The sequence below is a fragment of the Micromonospora sp. RTGN7 genome, from assembly GCF_033804645.1.
Classification (GTDB): Bacteria; Actinomycetota; Actinomycetes; order Mycobacteriales; family Micromonosporaceae; genus Micromonospora.
Window position 1 is genome coordinate 267,664 of sequence record NZ_JAPZLF010000001.1, and the last position, 17,101, is coordinate 284,764.

16 protein-coding genes are annotated in these 17,101 nt (G+C 72.4%); 6 read left to right on the plus strand and 10 right to left on the minus strand.

The window, feature by feature from the left end:
* Positions 1 to 2 precede the first annotated feature (2 nt).
* A complete protein-coding gene (locus SNR22_RS01145) occupies positions 3 to 1,193 on the plus strand; it encodes a hypothetical protein (RefSeq protein WP_320064352.1) in 1,191 nt (396 codons plus the stop codon).
* Positions 1,194 to 1,355: 162 nt separating this feature from the next.
* Entirely contained in the window at positions 1,356 to 2,369 is a 1,014-nt protein-coding gene (locus tag SNR22_RS01150; protein ID WP_320064353.1) for a LacI family DNA-binding transcriptional regulator, read from the plus strand.
* Positions 2,370 to 2,448: 79 nt separating this feature from the next.
* Here the strand turns inward: SNR22_RS01150 and SNR22_RS01155 are convergent, their stop codons facing one another.
* From SNR22_RS01155 to SNR22_RS01180, 6 genes are all read right to left on the minus strand, one after another.
* A complete protein-coding gene (locus SNR22_RS01155; RefSeq protein WP_320064355.1) occupies positions 2,449 to 3,567 on the minus strand; it encodes a DUF3103 family protein in 1,119 nt (372 codons plus the stop codon).
* A gap of 78 nt (positions 3,568 to 3,645) precedes the next feature.
* Positions 3,646 to 4,683, minus strand: coding sequence for an ABC transporter ATP-binding protein (locus SNR22_RS01160; protein WP_320064357.1), 1,038 nt, complete (start codon positions 4,681 to 4,683; stop codon positions 3,646 to 3,648).
* Positions 4,680 to 5,669, minus strand: coding sequence for an ABC transporter ATP-binding protein (locus SNR22_RS01165; protein WP_320064358.1), 990 nt, complete (start codon positions 5,667 to 5,669; stop codon positions 4,680 to 4,682). Before SNR22_RS01165 ends, SNR22_RS01160 begins: the two co-directional genes overlap by 4 nt.
* Positions 5,666 to 6,523 carry an ABC transporter permease gene (locus tag SNR22_RS01170; RefSeq protein WP_320064938.1) on the minus strand — a complete coding sequence of 286 codons (858 nt, stop codon included), beginning with the start codon at positions 6,521 to 6,523 and terminating at the stop codon, positions 5,666 to 5,668. The genes SNR22_RS01165 and SNR22_RS01170 overlap by 4 nt, the downstream gene beginning before the upstream one ends.
* 104 nt (positions 6,524 to 6,627) lie before the next feature.
* Positions 6,628 to 7,572 carry an ABC transporter permease gene (locus tag SNR22_RS01175; protein WP_320064360.1) on the minus strand — a complete coding sequence of 315 codons (945 nt, stop codon included), beginning with the start codon at positions 7,570 to 7,572 and terminating at the stop codon, positions 6,628 to 6,630.
* A gap of 17 nt (positions 7,573 to 7,589) precedes the next feature.
* Positions 7,590 to 9,131, minus strand: a complete 1,542-nt coding sequence (locus SNR22_RS01180; protein WP_320064361.1) for an ABC transporter substrate-binding protein — start codon at positions 9,129 to 9,131, stop codon at positions 7,590 to 7,592.
* A gap of 310 nt (positions 9,132 to 9,441) precedes the next feature.
* Here SNR22_RS01180 and SNR22_RS01185 point away from each other — a divergent pair, with 310 nt between their 5' ends.
* Positions 9,442 to 10,008: an STAS domain-containing protein gene (locus SNR22_RS01185; RefSeq protein ID WP_320064362.1), complete on the plus strand. Its 567-nt coding sequence runs from the start codon at positions 9,442 to 9,444 to the stop codon at positions 10,006 to 10,008.
* A 49-nt stretch (positions 10,009 to 10,057) separates the two neighbouring features.
* On the opposite strand, the gene nhaA is transcribed toward SNR22_RS01185, so the two are convergent.
* Positions 10,058 to 11,377, minus strand: a complete 1,320-nt coding sequence (gene nhaA / locus SNR22_RS01190; protein ID WP_320064363.1) for a Na+/H+ antiporter NhaA — start codon at positions 11,375 to 11,377, stop codon at positions 10,058 to 10,060.
* Between the two features lie 283 nt (positions 11,378 to 11,660).
* On the opposite strand from nhaA, the gene SNR22_RS01195 reads away from it, so the two are divergent.
* Together SNR22_RS01195 and SNR22_RS01200 are read left to right on the plus strand one after the other, a co-directional pair.
* The gene (locus SNR22_RS01195; protein ID WP_320064364.1) at positions 11,661 to 12,980 is read left to right on the plus strand and encodes a PHB depolymerase family esterase; all 1,320 of its coding nucleotides are present in this window, start codon (positions 11,661 to 11,663) and stop codon (positions 12,978 to 12,980) included.
* Between the two features lie 177 nt (positions 12,981 to 13,157).
* Positions 13,158 to 13,763, plus strand: coding sequence for a hypothetical protein (locus SNR22_RS01200; RefSeq protein ID WP_320064365.1), 606 nt, complete (start codon positions 13,158 to 13,160; stop codon positions 13,761 to 13,763).
* Positions 13,764 to 14,113: 350 nt separating this feature from the next.
* Here the strand turns inward: SNR22_RS01200 and SNR22_RS01205 are convergent, their stop codons facing one another.
* Positions 14,114 to 15,025: a pirin family protein gene (locus SNR22_RS01205; RefSeq protein ID WP_320064366.1), complete on the minus strand. Its 912-nt coding sequence runs from the start codon at positions 15,023 to 15,025 to the stop codon at positions 14,114 to 14,116.
* A 103-nt stretch (positions 15,026 to 15,128) separates the two neighbouring features.
* On the opposite strand from SNR22_RS01205, the gene SNR22_RS01210 reads away from it, so the two are divergent.
* Complete coding sequence (locus SNR22_RS01210; protein ID WP_320064367.1) at positions 15,129 to 15,611, plus strand: MarR family winged helix-turn-helix transcriptional regulator; 483 nt, start codon at positions 15,129 to 15,131, stop codon at positions 15,609 to 15,611.
* Between the two features lie 74 nt (positions 15,612 to 15,685).
* On the opposite strand, the gene SNR22_RS01215 is transcribed toward SNR22_RS01210, so the two are convergent.
* A complete protein-coding gene (locus tag SNR22_RS01215; RefSeq protein WP_320064368.1) occupies positions 15,686 to 16,735 on the minus strand; it encodes a T3SS (YopN, CesT) and YbjN peptide-binding chaperone 1 in 1,050 nt (349 codons plus the stop codon).
* Positions 16,722 to 17,081, minus strand: a complete 360-nt coding sequence (locus SNR22_RS01220; protein WP_320064369.1) for a hypothetical protein — start codon at positions 17,079 to 17,081, stop codon at positions 16,722 to 16,724. The genes SNR22_RS01215 and SNR22_RS01220 overlap by 14 nt, the downstream gene beginning before the upstream one ends.
* Positions 17,082 to 17,101 lie beyond the last annotated feature (20 nt).

Consider the following 17,101-nt stretch of genomic DNA (forward strand, 5'->3'; position numbering starts at 1 on the left):
CGATGGACGATGACATCTGGCGGCTACCCGGACCGGCACGCCTGATCGCCGAGACCGTCCGGGAGGTGACTCGCGGTCGCCACGCCGCGGTGGTCCTCCCCGTGGTCCTCGGCGACGACCAAGACTTCGTAGCCGGCCTGACCGGTGCCCTGAGCTCCGCCCTGTGGGCGGCCAACGAGCTTCCACAGTGGGTCACCACGGACGGGGAGGACAGCGGACCGCTGCTCTGGCTCGCTCAAGCACTCAACGTCGGAGACGGCCCGCTCAGCACGGCCCGAATACTCGACGATCCGGAGGCAGCGGGACGCACGGCCGTTCTCGACTGCACCGGGCTGCACCCGAAACACCGCCAGGAGGTCTCCGCCATCGTCACCCGCCTGGTGGCCGAGTCCCGGCCACGCCGCGCGGAGGACCGGCCCCGGGTGCTGCTGATCTGCACCCGCGACACCCTGCCACAGCTCGGTACCGACTACGCCGACGTGACGTTCGAGCCGCTTTGGTGGTGGGGCCGGTTGAACAGGTGGGACGTCGCGGCGCGGATCCAGCCAGCGATCGAGGCACGGTCTGCGCCCGGGGTGCTGCGTGACGTACGCCTGGAGACCCTGATCGAGGTATGCCGGTGGGACATCCGCCTGGCCGCCCACCTGGCCGACTGCTGGGACGGTGACCCCCACTCCCTGCCGATCTTGATCGACGAGGCCACCTCGCCGTCCGCCGTGAAGCGTCCGCCCGCCGGTCTGCCGCGAAACTCCGGCCGGCGGCCCAGCGGCGAGATGGCCGACTACTGGGACGCCGGCACGGTGGACCTGTGGCACGACGAGTGCGTGGCAGCGGTCCGAGCCGCCACCACCAAGGCGGAGGTGGTCCGGCACGCCGTCTGGGCGGCCCAGGCCCGGGTTCTGCTGCCCTGGATCGAGACGCGCCGCCAGTTGGTCGCCGCGAGCCTGCTCCGGACCCATGGAAAAGCAACGGTGCAGGCCGTCCTCGACGGCGGGTCCGACGTACTCGAAGTGGGGCCGCTCTTCGTGGCGGTGAACAATTTGTCCGGCCGGGCCCGGCCGGCGCTGCGCGATGCGGTGTATCTGCTCCGCCAGGCGCGGAACAAGCTCGCTCATCTACAGGCCCTCACCACCAACGAGCAGCGCGATCTCGTCGCCGCATTCGCCAAGCTGAATCTCCAGTCAGGTCAGTGATGAGGAGGTGATGGCGCGCCATGCCTTCTCTGTGCGGGGGTTCCCCCGCGTGCGGCGCGTTGCGCTGAGCCGACGCGTCGACCTCCTCGACCCGCCGAACCGAGCCGTCGAAACTTTCGGGATATGCTGCGGCCGGGCCGGCGACCTGATGAGGGAGATGCCATGCAGCGGCAGCGGGCGACGCTGGCGGAGATCGCGCGGGCCGCAGGGGTGTCGATCCCCACCGTCTCGAAGGTCCTCAACGGCCGACCGGACGTCGCCCCGAGCACTCGGCAGCGGGTGCAGACGCTGCTCGACGAGCGCGGGTACACCGCCCGCGGCACCGCCCGCTCGGCGAGCCGGGCCGGGCTGATCGACCTGGTCCTGCGGGACCTCGGCAGCCCGTGGGCCATGCAGATCATCGACGGCGTCGAGGAACTGGCCTACCAGGCCGGCTTCGGCGTGGTCGTCTCCGCCGTCCACAGTCGGCACCGCAACCGCCCCGACCGCCGCTGGACCGAGCAGCTCGCCGCCCGCCGCTGCGACGGGGTGCTCCTTGTCCTCTCCGACATCTCGACCGACCAGCGGGGCCAACTCGACGAGCTGGGCATCCCGGTGGTGATCATCGACCCGGCCGGGCAGCCCCCACCGGGCATCCCCTCGGTCGGCGCGACCAACTGGGCCGGCGGTGTCGCCGCCACCGAACACCTGCTCGGCCTCGGGCACCGGGGGATCGCCGTGATCGGCGGGCCGCCCGCCGTGCCGTGCAGCCGCGCCCGCGTCGACGGCTACCGGGCCGCCATGGACGCCGCCGGGCAACAGATCCCCGCCGGCTACGTCCGGGCCGGCGACTTCCTCGCACCCTCGGGTTACCGGCAGACGCACGCCCTGCTCGACCTGGGCCGTCCCCCCACCGCGATCTTCGCCTGCTCCGACGAGATGGCGCTGGGCGCCTACGAGGCCCTCTACGAGCGGGGGCTGCGGGCACCGGAGGACATGAGTGTGGTCGGCTTCGACGACCTGGACGCCGCCCGGTGGGCCGTGCCGCCGTTGACCACCGTCCGGCAGCCGTTGACCGAGATGGCCGCGATGGCCACCCGGATGCTGCTCAGCCTGGTCGACGGCGAGGAGCTGGCCAGCCACCGCATCGAGCTGGCCACCCCGCTGGTGGTGCGGCACAGCACCCGGGCCCGCTGACCGCGAAGCAGGCACCCCTCGCACGCCGCCGCTCGGCGCCCCGGCCGGGCCGGCCGGGGGCGCCGAGTCCCGGCCGCCGTCAGAGCGGCTGGACGAAGTACGGGGAGACGTCGAGCCAGCCGTTGCCGGCCGCGCCGTGCAGCCGGCCGCTGCTGGCGGTCGAGAGGGTGTACCAGGAGTCCACGTAGTCCGGGTCGTCGGTGTACCAGGAGCTCGGGATGGCGTCGAGGATCGCGCTCACCAGCGGCTGGTACACCCCGCCGTCCACGATCACCAGCAGCGCGCCCACGATCGCCTGGACCAGGGCCTGGTAGTTGGTGTCGCCGTCGTCCTCCATCATGACCACGTCGGCCAGGTTGTACTTGTACTTGGAGAAGTGCACGAGGAGCTGGTTCGGGTAGTAGGTCTTGCCGTCGGAGTCGAGGTACGGCATCTGGACCAGGTCGACCGTGGGCTTGCCGTCGAGCCCGAACCCGGCCACGATGCTGTAGATCTCGGCGTCGCCCTTGAGCCAGGGTTCCTTGTCGTCGTCGAGCCGTACCGCGTCGACCCTGGTGGCCCAGTAGCCGGACGCCGCCGCCCGCATGGCTGCGGTGTCGGCGACGCCCCGGCGGGCCAGTTCACCGCGCATCAGCGCCAGGCCGGCGGAGAGCGCCCGGTCGATGTCGACCTCGACCAGCAGCACCGGGCGGGCGGGCACCCGGGCCGCGTCGAGGGAGACCGGGGCGCCACCCCGGTCGTAGGCGGTCACGCCGCTCGGGGCGTCGTCGGTCGGGGTGGCCGCCACCAGCGGGGCCGCGCCCCGCGCCAGCGCCGCCGGCATGTCCGGGTGCGCCCAGCGCAGCCGTAGTAGCGAGCCCGCCGTGACGGGCAGGCCCTTGGCCACGAGCACCCGCAGGTTGGCGGCCTCGGCGGCGCGGGACAGACCCGGGGCGGCGAACGGCACGGCGAGCAGGTCGGTCGGTCCGTGGGCGGTGGCCGCGACGACCGTCCGGGTGGTGGCCGGGTCGGCGAGGGACCGGGCGAGCCGACGGGCCAGCCCGTCAGTGACCGGGAATACGGCATCGGCCGGTGCGGCGGTGCCCGCCGGGTCACGGTGCTCGGGGCGGGCGTACGCGGGGGTGGCCACCGAGGCGGCCAGGACCGCCACCGCGAGGCCGACCGCCAGCGCGGCGCGGCGAGGGGTACGAGTGTGCACGTGGGCTCCTCTGCGTGAACCGGCCGCCGGCTCGTGGCGGCGGCGCAGAGAAGATATACATCGATGCAGGCGCAAACATCAATGGCTGTCGGCGCGCATCGCGTGGACGGCCTCCCCCGCGTACAGACAGGCGGCCTCGTGCCCGGCGGTGACCTCGACCAACGCGGGGTCGGTCTCGGCGCAGTCGGGGCGGGCCTGCGGGCACCGGGTGCGGAACCGGCAGCCGCTCGGCGGGTCGACCGGGCTGGGAATGTCGCCGCTGAGGATGATCCGCCGGCGGTGCCGCTCCACCTTCGGGTCGGCCACCGGGATGGCCGACAGCAGTGCGGCGGTGTACGGGTGGGCGGGCTCCCCGAAGAGCTGCGCCGGCGTGCCGGTCTCCACGATCCGGCCCAGGTACATCACGGCGACCCGGTCGCTCATGTGCTCGACGGCGGCCAGGTCGTGCGCGATGAACAGGTAGGTCAGCCCGAGGTCGCGCTGGAGCCCGCGCAGCAGGTTCATGATCTGCGCCTGCACGCTCAGGTCGAGCGAGGCGATCGGCTCGTCGAGGACGATCAGGTCGGGTTCCCCGGCCAGCGCGCGGGCGATGCCGACCCGCTGACGCTGGCCGCCGGAGAGCTCGTGGGGGTGCCGACCGGCGAGGTCGGCGCGCAGGCCGACCATCTCCAGCAGCTCCGCAACCCGCCGACGGCGGGCGTCGGAGGAGTCGACGAGCCGGTGCACCACCAGGGGCTCGGCCACGCTCGCGCCGATCGTGAGCCGGGGGTCCAGCGACGCCTGCGGGTCCTGGAACACCATGGCCACCCGGCGGCGCAGGCCGCGCAACTGGCGACGGGACCACCACGTCACGTCCCGGCCACCGACCCGGACCGACCCGGTGGTCGCGTCGACCAGGCGCAGCAGCGCCAGGCCGGCGGTCGACTTGCCGCTGCCCGACTCACCGACCAGCCCGAGCGTCTCGCCCCGCCGGATGTGCAGCGACACCCCGTCGACGGCACGGACGGCGCTGCCGCCGGGCGCGGGGAACCACACCCTGAGTTGGTCGAGCTCGGCGACGGGCTCGCCCGGTCCGGCGGCGGGAAGGGGTACGCCCCGGGCGGTGTCGGCGGTCATGCGTCCTCCGAGAGCGGGTAGAAGGTGCGCACCTGGTGTCCGGGGGCGACCGGGATCAGCGGCGGCAGCTCGTGCTCGCAGCGGACGTCACCGCGGACCGGGCAGCGGGGCCAGAAGGCGCAGCCAGCGGGCAGTTCGAGAGGGCTCGGCGGCGCCCCCTGGATCGCCGGCAGGTCCCCGTCCCGAACGCCGGGGCCGGGCCGGGCCGCCAGCAGCGCCCGGGTGTACGGGTGCGACGGCGCTTCGAACACGGCGTCGACCGGCCCCTGCTCGACGATCCGCCCCCCGTACATGACGGCGACGGTGTCGGCGACCCCGGCGACCACGCCGAGATCGTGGGTGATCCAGACGACGGCGGTGCCGAGCCGGTGGCGCAGGTCGGTGACGAGCTCGACGATCTGCGCCTGGGTGGTGACGTCCAGCGCGGTGGTCGGCTCGTCGGCGATGAGCAGGGCCGGCTCGCAGGACAGGGCCATCGCGATGACGACCCGTTGCCGCATCCCGCCGGAGAACTGGTGCGGGTACGCGTCCACGCGCCGCCCCGGCGACGGGATGCCGACCAGGTCGAGCAGTTCCACGGCCCGCTCCCGGGCCTGGCGGCGGGTCATGCCCAGGTGCTCCTCGCAGCCCTCGGAGACCTGCCGGCCCACGGTCAGTACCGGGTTGAGCGAGGTCATCGGGTCCTGGAAGACGAAGCCGACATGCCGGCCGCGCAGCCGGCGACGGCGCGGCTCGGGCAGCGCGGTCAACTCCTCGCCGAGCAGCCGGACCCGGCCGGTGACCCGGGCCGTGCGGGGGGCCAGCCCGGTGGCGGCCAGCACGGTCATGCTCTTGCCGCTGCCGGACTCGCCGACCAGGGCGAGGGTCTGCCCGGCCCGCACCGACCAGCTCACGCCGGCGACCGCCCGGGCCGGGCCCCGGCGGGTGCCGAGCGTCACCGTCAGGTCCTCGATGGCCAGCACCGGGGGTCCGGTCCGCTCGCTCATGCTCCGCTCCTTCTCGCCTCGTCGACGGTGAGCTGACGCGGGTCCAGCACGTCCCGCAGTGCGTCGCCGACCAGGTTGAAGGCGAGCACGGTGAGGAAGATGGCGGCGCCGGGGAAGACGCCGAGCCACCACGCCTCGGTGACGAACCCGCGTCCGTCGTAGAGCATCCGGCCCCACGCCGGGTCGGGCGGCTGGATGCCGAGGCCGAGGAAGGACAGGGCCGCCTCGGAGAGGATGGCGAAGGCCAGGGAGAGCGACGTCTGCACGATCAGCGGGGCCGCGATGTTGGGCAGCACGTGGCGGCGGATGATCCGCGCGTCGGACGCGCCGATCGACACCGCCGCCCGGACGAAGACCTGCTCCCGCACGGAAAGCACGCCCGCGCGGGTGACCCGGGCGAAGATCGGGGTGTAGACCACCCCGATGGCGACCATCGCGGTGAGCAAACCCGGCCCCAGCACGGCGACGATCGCGACGGCGAGCAGCAGCACCGGGAACGCGAAGAGCACGTCCATGCCGCGCATGAGGACGTTGTCCACCCAACCCCGGTACCAGCCGGCGAGCAGCCCGACGGTGACCCCGACCAGCAGCGCGATCCCGACGCTGACCAGGCCCACCTGCAGGGACACCCGGGCGGCCACGAGCACCCGGCTGAGCACGTCCCGGCCCAGCTCGTCGGTGCCGAAGGGATGGTCGGCGCTGGGCGGGCGCAGCATTCCCTCCACGTCGACGTCGTTGACCCCGTCCGGCGCCAGCCACCGGCCGGCCACCCCGACCACCAGCAGCAGGGCCAGCACGACCGCGCCGACGACGGCCGGCGGGTCGTACCGCAACGCCGCCAGTGCGCGGCGCAGCGTGCCGTCCCCCGGGCCGCTCGCGGGGCCGCCCTCCCGGCCGCTCGCCGGGGCGTCCTCCCGGCTGCTCGCCGGGGCGTTCGCCGGGGCGTTCTTCCGGACGCTCACCGGACGCCGATCCGCGGGTCGAGGCGGGCGTAGAGGATGTCCACCAGCAGGTTCATCAGCAGGAACAGCGCGGCCACGAAGAGCACCGCGCCCTGGAGCACCGGGTAGTCGCGGGCCTGGACCGCGTCGTAGGTGAGCCGGCCGACGCCCGGCCAGGCGAACAGCACCTCGATCACGATCACCCCGCCGACCAGGCTGGCCAACTGCACCGCCACCACGGTGACCACGGGGATCAGCGCGTTGCGCAGCACGTGGCGCAGCACCACGATCCGGGGGCGCAACCCCTTGGCCTCGGCGGTGCGCACGTAGTCCTCGGAGAGCACCTCCAGCACCGAGGAGCGGATGAACCGGGTGAGGATCGAGGCGGTGACCAGCCCCACCGCCGCAGCCGGGAGGAGAACGTGCGACGCCCACCCCGCCGGGTCCTCGGTCAGCGCGACGTAACCCGAGGGCGGCAGCCAGCCGAGCACCCCGGCGAAGAGCAGAATGCCCATGATGCCCATCCAGAAGTCGGGCACCGAGACCCCGATCTGGCTGAACACCCGGGCCACGTGGTCCAGGGCCGAGCCGCTGCGCACGGCGGAGAGCACCCCCAGCGGGAAGGCGACCAACAGGGCGAGCAGCACGGCCGTGACCGCCAGGGAGAGGGTGGCCGGCAGCCGTTGCAGCACGGTGGTGGTGACCGGCTGGCCGCTGCGGAAGCTGACCCCGAGATCACCGGTCAACGCCTGGCCGACGTAGCTGAGGTACTGCGTGATCAGGGGCTGGTCGAGCCCGGCCCGGGCCCGCAGGGCGTCGTACGTCTGCTGGTCGAAGCGGGTTCCGAGGGCGACCCGCACCGGGTCGCCCGGGACGAGCTGGAGCAGGAGGAAGACGACCAGCGTCACCCCGAGCAGGACGATGACCGACTGGAGCAGCCGGCGGAGGACGAAGCGCGCCACGCGAGACTCCCGTCAGCTCACCGGTCGAGGCCGACGTCGCGGAACCGGACGGCCCGGTCGGAGCGGACCTGGTACCCGGTCACCCCCTTCGACCAGCCCTGCACGACCTCCGGGTTGTAGAGGTAGAGGTAGCTGGCGTCGTCGACAATCTGCTTCGCGGCCTGGTCGTAGGTCCGCTTGCGGGCCGCCGGGTCGGTCTCGGTCCGGCCGGCGTCGAGAAGCCTGTCAACGGCGGGGTTGCTGTACTTGTGGAAGTTGAACGTCCCCCCGGTGCGGTGCTGGGCATAGTAGAACTCGTCCGGGTCGATGTTGCCGAGCCAACCGAGCAGGAACGCGTCGAAGTTACTCTTGCCCTGCTCGTCGAGCCACTGGGCGAAGTCGAGGGTACGAATCTTGACGGTGATCCCGACGTCCTTGAGCTGGGCGGCGATGACCTGGGCGGCGCTGACCGTCTCCGGGTACTCGGTGGTCACCATCAGGTCCATGGTCAGCCCCGTGACGCCGGCCTGTCCGAGCAGCTGCCGGGCCTGGCCCGGGTCGTGGCGGTACGGCGCGTACCCGTAGTGCCAGGAGCTGCCCTCGGGGATGGCGGTCTGGTTCGCCTTGGCCAGCCCGAACTTGGCCGCCTTGGTGATCGCCTCCCGGTCCAGGGCGAAGGCGATCGCCCGGCGCACGTTCACGTCGTCGTACGGCTTGCGGCTCTGGTTGAGCGCCAGGTACCAGTAGTCGGTCGAGGACTTCGACTCGACGGTGACGTCCCCGCCGCTCTTCTTCAGCGCGGCGACCTGCTGGGGCGGAAGGTTGTCGGTCCACTGGACCTCGCCGCCGCGCAGGTTCTGCAGGGCCACGGTCGGGTCCTTGACGAAGGTGAAGGTGACCCCGTCCAGCTTGGGCCGGCCACCCCAGTACGCGTCGTTGCGTACCAGTTTGATGTTGTCCCCGGAGGTGTAGCCGGCCACCGCGAACGGGCCGCTGCCGACCGGCTTGGTCTTGACCGCCCCGGACTCGACGTTGGCCTTCTCCACGATCGCGACGCCCTTGAAGCCGCCGAGGTTGGCCAGCAGGTTCGGAGTGGGCTTGGTGAGCGTGACGACCACGGTGCTCGGGTCCGGCGCGGTCACCGCCTTCACGGTCTCGAACTTGTACGCCTGGTTCAGCTTCTCCGAAATGATCCGGTTGTACGAGTAGGTGACGTCCTCGGAGGTCAGCGGCGAGCCGTCGGAGAATTTCACCCCCTGGCGGAGGGTGAAGGTCCAGGTGAGCTGGTCGTCGCTGGTGACCCACTTCGTCGCCAGCGAGGGGCCCATCCGCAGGTCGGCACCCGGTTCCACGAGAGTGTCGTACACGTTCTCCAGCACCTGGAAGCTGTAGTAGGCCGACGTCCGGTGCGGGTCGAGCTGGTCCGGCTCGCCGCCGATGGCCGCAGTGAGCGTCCCCCCGGTGCCCCCGCCGCCGGTGTCGCCGGCACCGCCCACGTCAACGCTCTCGCCGGAGCTGCACCCGGCGGCTGCGGCGAGCGCGAGCACGAGCACGCTGACGACCACTCTGGATCTGGTCATGGACCCGGTCCCCCTCCGTCGCTGACCCGTGGTCCACTCTCGACGGGCCCTCTCCTGCTTGCCCGCGGCCCCCCGACGGCCAAACCTGCCTCGCCCGCCGAAGACCGGCGGCGGGCCCACCCGGGCGCCCGGCGAATCCGTCACACAACTGTCACCGAACCGGGCCACCCCCTCCACGACCGCGTAGCAGGGTGACAAGGCACGGACGCGGCGTCGCCTTCCGGCCTGCCCGGGATCTGGGCGCGACGGGCCTGGGCCCCGACAAGCGGCGCCGCCCGACCGCGCCGGCAGACAACGAGAGGAGTCCGGGATGACGGTGGTACCGGACGATCACCTGATGACGCTGATCTGCAACGACTGCGGCGACACGACCACCGGCACGGCCTGCGTGCTGCCCGATGCCGAGGTCGTCTGGACGCTGGTGTCGGAACACGGCTGGAGCGGTTCACCCTTCGCCGTCGGCCCGCACCGCTGCCCGCCGTGCAGCATCGCCGGCCCGAAGGGCGGCCCGCGCCGGGCCAGGGCGGCCGGCACCGGGCCGGCCCTCGGGCTCGACCAGGTCGACGACTGCCACGACGGGACCGACCGGGACGACGGTGCCCTGCGCGCCGCCCTGCACGACGCGGTCGAGTTCGACGGGCGGGTTGTGGTCGACCTGCATGGCGTCGAGCAGATCAATCCGGCCGGGCTTGGCCTGCTGGTGCGCGCACACCAGCAGGCCAGGAACCGGGGGGTCGTGCTGTGCCTCGCCGCCCCGTCCCGGTTCGTCCGCACGGTGCTGCACACGATGCGGCTCGACGGCGTCTTCCCGGTCTTCGAGAGCCAGCACGAGGCCCTGCTGGACACCGCCCGGCCCACCGTCTCCTCCGCGCGCTGAGCCCCGCCGCCACCCCCGGGCCGCCGTGTCTGGGGCCCGGGCGGGGAGTTCACTGACCGGACGAGGACTCCGGCCTCGGCTGGTAGATGTCCGGCACGCCGTCGCGGTCACGGTCGACGCTCTCGGCCTCGTGGACCCGCCGGTACAGCCGGCTGCGGCGGCGCAGGACCACCGCGGCCAGGGCGGCGGCGAGCAGCGAGCCGGTGAGCACGGCCACCTTGACGTGGCCGTCGCGTTCGCTGCCCAGGCCGAAGGCGAGTTCCCCGATCAGCAGCGAGACGGTGAAGCCGACCCCGCCCAACAGCGCTAGGCCGAGGACGTCGAGCCAGTTCAGCCCCTCGTCGAGGTCCGCCCGGGTGAACCGGGACACCAACCAGGTGGCCAGCATGATGCCGATCGGCTTGCCGAGCACCAGGCCGGCGACGATGCCGACCGCCACCCGGTCGCTCAGGGCGGTGGCCAGCCCGGCGAGGCCGCCGACCGTGACGCCGGCGGAGAGGAACGCGAAGACGGGCACCGCCACCCCGGCGGAGAGGGGACGGAACCGGTGCTCGAAGTGCTCGGCCAGCCCCGGGCCGGCGTCCGGGCCGCCGGCGGCCCGGCTGCGGATCACCGGGACGGTGAAGGCCAGCAGCACGCCGGCCACGGTGGCGTGCACCCCGGACTCGTGCATCAGCACCCAGGTCGCCGCGGCCAGCGGCAGCAGCAGCCACCAGGAGCGGACCCGGCGCTGCACCAGCAGGGCGAAGACCGCCAGCGGAACGAGCGCGCCCAGCAGCGGCCCGACGTTCAGGTCGGAGGTGTAGAACACGGCGATGATGACGATGGCCAGGAGGTCGTCGACCACGGCGAGGGTGAGCAGGAACGTGCGCAGTGCGGAGGGCAGGAACCGGCCGACCACGGCGAGCACGGCCAGGGCGAAGGCAATGTCCGTCGCGGTGGGGATCGCCCATCCCTTCGCCGCGTCGCCCCCGGCGATCAGGGAGTAGAGGACGGCCGGTACGAGCACCCCGCCGATGGCTGCGGCCACCGGCACCGCCGCGCGGCGCGGGTCGCGCAGGTCCCCGGCGACGAACTCGCGCTTGAGCTCCAGCCCCGCGACGAAGAAGAAGATCGCCAGCAGTCCGTCGGCTGCCCAGGTGGCGAGGCTCAGGTCCAGGTGCACCGCAGCCGGCCCGATCCGGAGGTCCCGCAACGCCTGGTACCCGTCGGACCAGGGGGAGTTCGACCAGATCAGGGCCAGCAGCGCCCCGGCGAGCAAAAGCGCCCCGCCCACGGTCTCCTTGCGCAGGATTGCCGAGATGCGGCTGGTCTCGCCCCAGGAGCGTCGGGCAAAAAGGCTGGTACGGCGTGGGGGAGCGTCGGTCACGGGGGGGGTCTCCTCGTCGGCGGGGTCGCGTCATCCATCGCCGACCAGACTTCCCGGCACACCAGGGGCAACGATAGCCGGTTCGGTCCGACACGTATCGGCGGAGGCGGAAACCGTCGGGCGGTGGCCTCCTCCGCCCGACGGCGGACACCGCCGACGCACGGTTGCCAGGCGGCCCCCACCTATCCATACTGATGGATATTCCTGAGCCGGACATGATCGGGCGCCGGGCAGCCTCGATCGGAACCCCTGCCCCATCCGCGCGCTCCGAAGGAACCTGTCCATGAGAACGAAGATCAGATTTCTCTGCGCCGCCCTCGCGGCCGCCGCAGTGACCGCGCTGGCGGCGCTGACCGTTCCCACGCCCGCCTCGGCGGCGGCGTTGACCGAGGTCACCGGCTTCGGCACCAACCCGAGCAACCTGCGAATGTACATGTACGTCCCGGACAACGTGGCGCCCCGCCCGGCGCTGGTGGTCGCGGTGCACTATTGCACCGGCACCGGCCCGGCCATGTACTCCGGCACCCAGTTCGCCGCCCTGGCCGACCGGTACGGCTACATCGTGATCTACCCGTCGGTGACCCGCAGCAGTCAGTGCTTCGACGTCTCCTCCCCGCAGGCGCTGCGCCGCGACGGCGGCAGCGACCCGGTGGGCATCAAGTCGATGATCGACTACGTCCGGGCGCGCTACCCCGTCGACTCGGACCGGATCTTCGCCACCGGCATCTCCTCGGGCGCGATGATGACCAACGTCCTGCTCGGTCTCTACCCCGACGTGTTCGCCGCCGGCGCCGCGTTCGCCGGCGTCCCGTTCGGCTGCTTCGCCACCACGAACGGCTCGGAGTGGAACAGCGAGTGCGCCAACGGGCAGATCACCAGAACCCCACAGGCGTGGGGCGACCTGGTTCGCAACGCCTACCCCGGTTACACCGGCAAGCGCCCCCGGATGCAGCTCTGGCACGGCACGAACGACGAGACGCTGCGCTACCCCAACTTCGGGGAGGCGATCAAGCAGTGGACCAACGTGCATGGGCTGAGCCAGACCCCGACATACACCGACACCCCGCAGTCGGGCTACACCCGCACCCGCTACGGCGGCAGTGGCCCGACCGCGCCGATCGAGGCGATCAGCATGCAGGGCGTGTCGCACAACCTGCCCGTGGACGCGGCCCAGGCCGTCCGCTTCTTCGGCCTCGACGGCACCACCCCGCCGCCCACGACCACCCCGCCGCCCACCACTCCCCCGCCGACCACTCCCCCGCCGACCACCCCGCCGCCCACCTCCGGCACCTGTCGGGTCGAGTACACGGTCAACGCCTGGAACACCGGCCTCACCACCGCCGTCACCATCATCAACACCGGCGGCACCACGATCAACGGCTGGAGCCTGGCGTTCCCCCTCCCCGGCGGGCAGAGCATCACCGGCGGCTGGAACGCGTCCTACTCCCCCGCCAGCGGGGCGGTGACGGCCCGCAACGTCTCGTACAACGGCGCCATCGCGCCGAACGCATCGGTGAGCATCGGCTTCCAGGCCACCCATACCGGCAACACCGGCAAACCCTCCTCCTTCACCCTCAACGGGGCCGCCTGCTCCGTCGTCTGAGCCGGGCCCGGGGCGGTGGGCGCCGGCCGCCGCCCCGGGCCACCCGCCACCCGGGCCACCCGGGTTCGGTGTTCCACGCCCGAGGCCGGCGCACGGCAGCAGACCATGCACGGCGACGACTCCGAGGAGTCCACCCGGGCGATCAGTCGACTTGCGCCGCACCGTCACCATTCCGACATGAATGCTGCACGCATGGCTACCGCCCGACGTCGCCCGACGCGCCGTCCGCGGCTCACCGGCCCGGACCGGTCGCCGGGGCCGGTCGACGTGGCGCTGGCCGAATTCACGGCGCTTCGCAGCGAGATCGACAACCTCGCCGGCGCTCACCGCACGATGATGCACCTCAACATCACCGTGGTCGCTGCCCTCCTCGGGTTCGTCCTGGCCAATCGCGCCGACCCCCACCTGCTGCTGGCGCTGCCGCCGATCTCCGGCGCGATCGGGCTGGTCTACCAGTGGTATGTCGTGCACGCCAAGAAGATCGGCGACTACATCAACGAGCACCTGCGCCCAATGCTGGCCGAGTACACCGGGGACGACCGGGTGCTGGCGTGGGAGCACCAGCTCCGCACGACGGTCTACCCCACCATCGGCAGCAACCTCTCCGGCCGACTGTCCTACCTGGTGATCTTCCCGGCGGTGCCGGTGGTCAGCCTCGTCGCGACGTTCCCGCTGCTCGACTCGGGGTGGTACGTCGCCGTCTGGATCGTCGGGGCCGCCCTGTCTGCCACCCAGATCACGACCTGGGTGTGGCAGGCGCGCAGCTGGGTCTGCTGGACCTGACCCGGGTACCGACCCCGCCAGGGGCTCATCGCTTTCCTGCGGAGGGAGTCAGCCGTGCCACCGCACACCCGACGGCGCTCCACTTCCCCGTCGCGCATGTCGCGCTCCCCCTCGAATCCTCAGCCAACAGTCGTCCCTCCCCCGCACCGGTCCTGACTGGGCGCACCACCGCCCCCAACTCCCCCACCCCGGACAAGGCCGCAGATTCACGGAAAGTGTGGCTATCCAAGCCGGAATAGCCACACTTTCCGTGAATCTGTGCGGCGAGGAGGGTGGGTGGCGGCGCGGCGCGGCGCGTGGGTGGAGGCGGCGAGGTGGGTGGGTGGGGGCGGGGAGATGGGGTGGGGGTGTTAGCGGGTGTGGGTTAGTCGGGCTTTTCGGGGTACGCGGCCGAATTTACCGGCCTGGAAGTCTGCGAAGGCCTGGGTGATCTCGGTACGCCGGTTCATCACGAACGGGCCGCCGAGGACCACCGGCTCGCGCAGCGGGGTGCCGCTGTAGACCATCAGCCGGGTCGGCGCGTCCCCATCCGGGGCTGCCTGCGGCAGCTCGCTGCCGCGGCCAGCCCCGGTTACCGGGTCGGACCAGGCGGTCTGCCCGACATTGAGGCGTTTTCCCGCCACCGTCGCCCGGCCTGCCAGCACGTGCACGAACGCTCGGTGCCGGGACGGCAGCGGGTAGCGCAGCGTGGCCGCCGGTTCCAGCAGGACCAGCGCGCCCTGCACGTCGACGTGGTTGAGCGCGGGGCCGGTCACCCCGTCGACGGTGCCGGAGATGACGTCGATGACGACACCGGGCCGACGGACGCGCGGCCGGCCGGCGGCGAGCAGATCCTGGTAGCGGGTGTCGGTCAGCTTTCGCGCGGCGGGCAGGTTCAGCCAGAGTTGCAGTGTGTGCGCGTGCTCGTTGCGGTACGCCAGCTCCCGGTGGATGATGCCCCGCCCGGCGGTCATCCACTGCACATCGCCGGGCTGGAGCGCACCGGCGTTGCCGAGGCTGTCGCCGTGTTCGAGCACACCGTCGAGGACGGTGGTGACCGTCTCCAGACCCCGGTGAGGATGCCACTCGAAGCCGGGCGAGGAGAACCAGTCCTCGGCGAGGAGCAGGAAGGGGTCGGTCAGCGCCGGGTCGCTCGGCGCGAAGACCAGCGCCTTGTCGTCCACCTGCGCATCCGGACCGAGCCGGCGTCTGGTCTCGACCCGGGCCACGGTGCGTGCCGGCGTGAGCTTGGGGGCGTCCATGAGCGGCGGTTCCTTCCCCATCGAACGATTTTGTTGACTTGTCAGCAAAGACAACGCGCCGCCGTTGACACGTCAACAACTTCGTGACGCTGACGTGTCAGCAACAAGCGGCTAGGCTGACGCGGTGAACGAACCGAGGTGGTTGGACGATCGGGAATCACGCATGTGGCGTGCCTTCTATGAGATGCGCCGCCACCTCGACCGGGTGATCGAACGCCAGCTCGCCGAGACCGGCCTCTCCAGCGCCGACTACGACCTGCTCAGCCCGCTGTCGGAGGCGCCGCCCGGCGGGCTGCGCGCACGCGACCTCGGCAACCTCGTCGGCTGGGACCGCAGCCGGCTCTCCCACCAGATCCGCCGGATGGAGCAGCGGGGCCTGCTCATCCGCCGGGAGTGCCCGACGGACGCGCGCGGCACGGTGATCGACCTGACCCAGGCCGGCCGGGCCGCCATCGAGGCCGCCGCCCCCGGGCACGTGGATAACGTCCGACGGCACTTCGTCGACCTGCTCAGCCCCGAGGAGGTCGACACGATGACGGCGATCGCGACCCGGGTCCTCGATCGGGCGACGGATCGCCCGGCACCTGAAACCGCCGAGCGGGAGTAGCTGCGGCAAGGACACCAGGAGGCACGGCCGTTCACCTCGTACCGTTGTCGTGGGAGTGCCGCCCGCCCGCAGGCTCAGCCCTCGGGTGCGCTGCGGGCCGCCCAGCGGCGCAGCAGGTCGATGCCCTCGTCGAGCCGGCCGTGCTCGGTGAGCAGCGTGACCAGCAGCGGCAGGGAGCGCCGGTTGCCCTGGTCGACGGAGGTGCGGAGCAGACCGATCGCCTCGTCCGGGCGGCCGTCGGCGGCGAGCAGGGCGGCCAGTTCGTCGTACGCCCGCACGTCGCCGTGATCGGCGGCGAGCCGCCAGTACCGTTCGGCCTCCTCGGCCTGCCCCCGCCCGGCCAGGAGAGCGGCCAGCCGGGCGGCGGCGTGCCCGTCGCCGTGGTCGGCGCGTAGCCGCAGCTCGTCGGTGTGCCCCCGGTCGGCCAGCAGGTCGACCAGGACCAGGCCGGCGCCCATCGCGCCGGAGTCCCCGGAGTCGGCGAGGTCGCGAAGGTACCCGGTGGGATCGGGCACGGGGGTCAGCCCGGTGGCCTCCGACCCGAAGAACCGGCTGCCGCCGAACTCGTGGCGCAGCCGGTCGTCCAGATCGTCAGCCAGCGCGATCATGGCCCGTACGGCCAGCAGCAGGTGGGTGGGGACGAAGTCCTGCCCGAAGACGGGAATCGACGCCCAGACCGTGCCGCCGGTGCAGTAGACCCGGCCGACGACCAGCCCGTTGGTCAGGTCGGAGAGCCGTTGGTACAGCGTCGCCGTCGGCTCGACGCCGGTGAGCAGCGGCGAGAAGACATCCACCAGGGGCGGGTCGTCCTGGGCGCGTACGAAGATCATGGCGGAACCGGCGCGGATGCCCACGTCGCCGTCTGCGTCGACCCGGAGTTGGTCGGAGGTAACGCCGAGAACGGCGGCCAGGATCGCCTTCACCTGCTCCGTGAGCTTGCCCTCGCCGGCGTGCCGGCCCGCTGGCGCGGTCACCTGCGGGCTGCCCGCAACGGTGACCGGCCGGGCTGCCAGCGCGGCGGCCAACCTGGTGCGCCTGGGCACCGGGGCGCTGGTGGCGGTGGCCGCCGGCCGGGCCGCCAGCGCGGCGACCAGGCGATTCCACCGGGTGTCACGCGCCGTCATCGTGCTCACCGCCCGGGCTGCCGGCGGGCGGGTCGGCCGGCGGCCCCACCATCCGGATCTGGTCGAACATCTTGGCGATCACCAGCGGCGCGGCCACCCCGAAGGTGAAGCTGGCGAACGCGGTCTCCGCCAGGCCACCCGCGCCGGCCGCGGCGGCCAGGCCGGTGCCGGCCACCGCCCGCAGCAGGACGGCGAAGACAACGATCGGCCGGTCCCGCCGGTCCCGCCACGGCCACTGCCACCGGCCCTCGGACTCGGTGGTCGGGCGCATCATGCCGTAGAGGTTCAATGCCTCCGCGACGGCGCTGCCGACCATTCCCCACATCGCGGCCATCCATAGAGACACGTCCCTACCCTAGCGATCGA

Coding starts and splice junctions, on each gene's coding strand:
- SNR22_RS01205 (WP_320064366.1), bottom strand. CDS start 15,025: ATGGGGAAGGAACCGCCGCTCATGGACGCCCCCAAGCTCACGCCGGCA.
- SNR22_RS01200 (WP_320064365.1), top strand. CDS start 13,158: ATGAATGCTGCACGCATGGCTACCGCCCGACGTCGCCCGACGCGCCGT.
- SNR22_RS01165 (WP_320064358.1), bottom strand. CDS start 5,669: ATGAGCGAGCGGACCGGACCCCCGGTGCTGGCCATCGAGGACCTGACG.
- SNR22_RS01160 (WP_320064357.1), bottom strand. CDS start 4,683: ATGACCGCCGACACCGCCCGGGGCGTACCCCTTCCCGCCGCCGGACCG.
- SNR22_RS01180 (WP_320064361.1), bottom strand. CDS start 9,131: ATGACCAGATCCAGAGTGGTCGTCAGCGTGCTCGTGCTCGCGCTCGCC.
- SNR22_RS01215 (WP_320064368.1), bottom strand. CDS start 16,735: ATGACGGCGCGTGACACCCGGTGGAATCGCCTGGTCGCCGCGCTGGCG.
- SNR22_RS01195 (WP_320064364.1), top strand. CDS start 11,661: ATGAGAACGAAGATCAGATTTCTCTGCGCCGCCCTCGCGGCCGCCGCA.
- SNR22_RS01150 (WP_320064353.1), top strand. CDS start 1,356: ATGCAGCGGCAGCGGGCGACGCTGGCGGAGATCGCGCGGGCCGCAGGG.
- SNR22_RS01145 (WP_320064352.1), top strand. CDS start 3: ATGGACGATGACATCTGGCGGCTACCCGGACCGGCACGCCTGATCGCC.
- SNR22_RS01185 (WP_320064362.1), top strand. CDS start 9,442: ATGACGGTGGTACCGGACGATCACCTGATGACGCTGATCTGCAACGAC.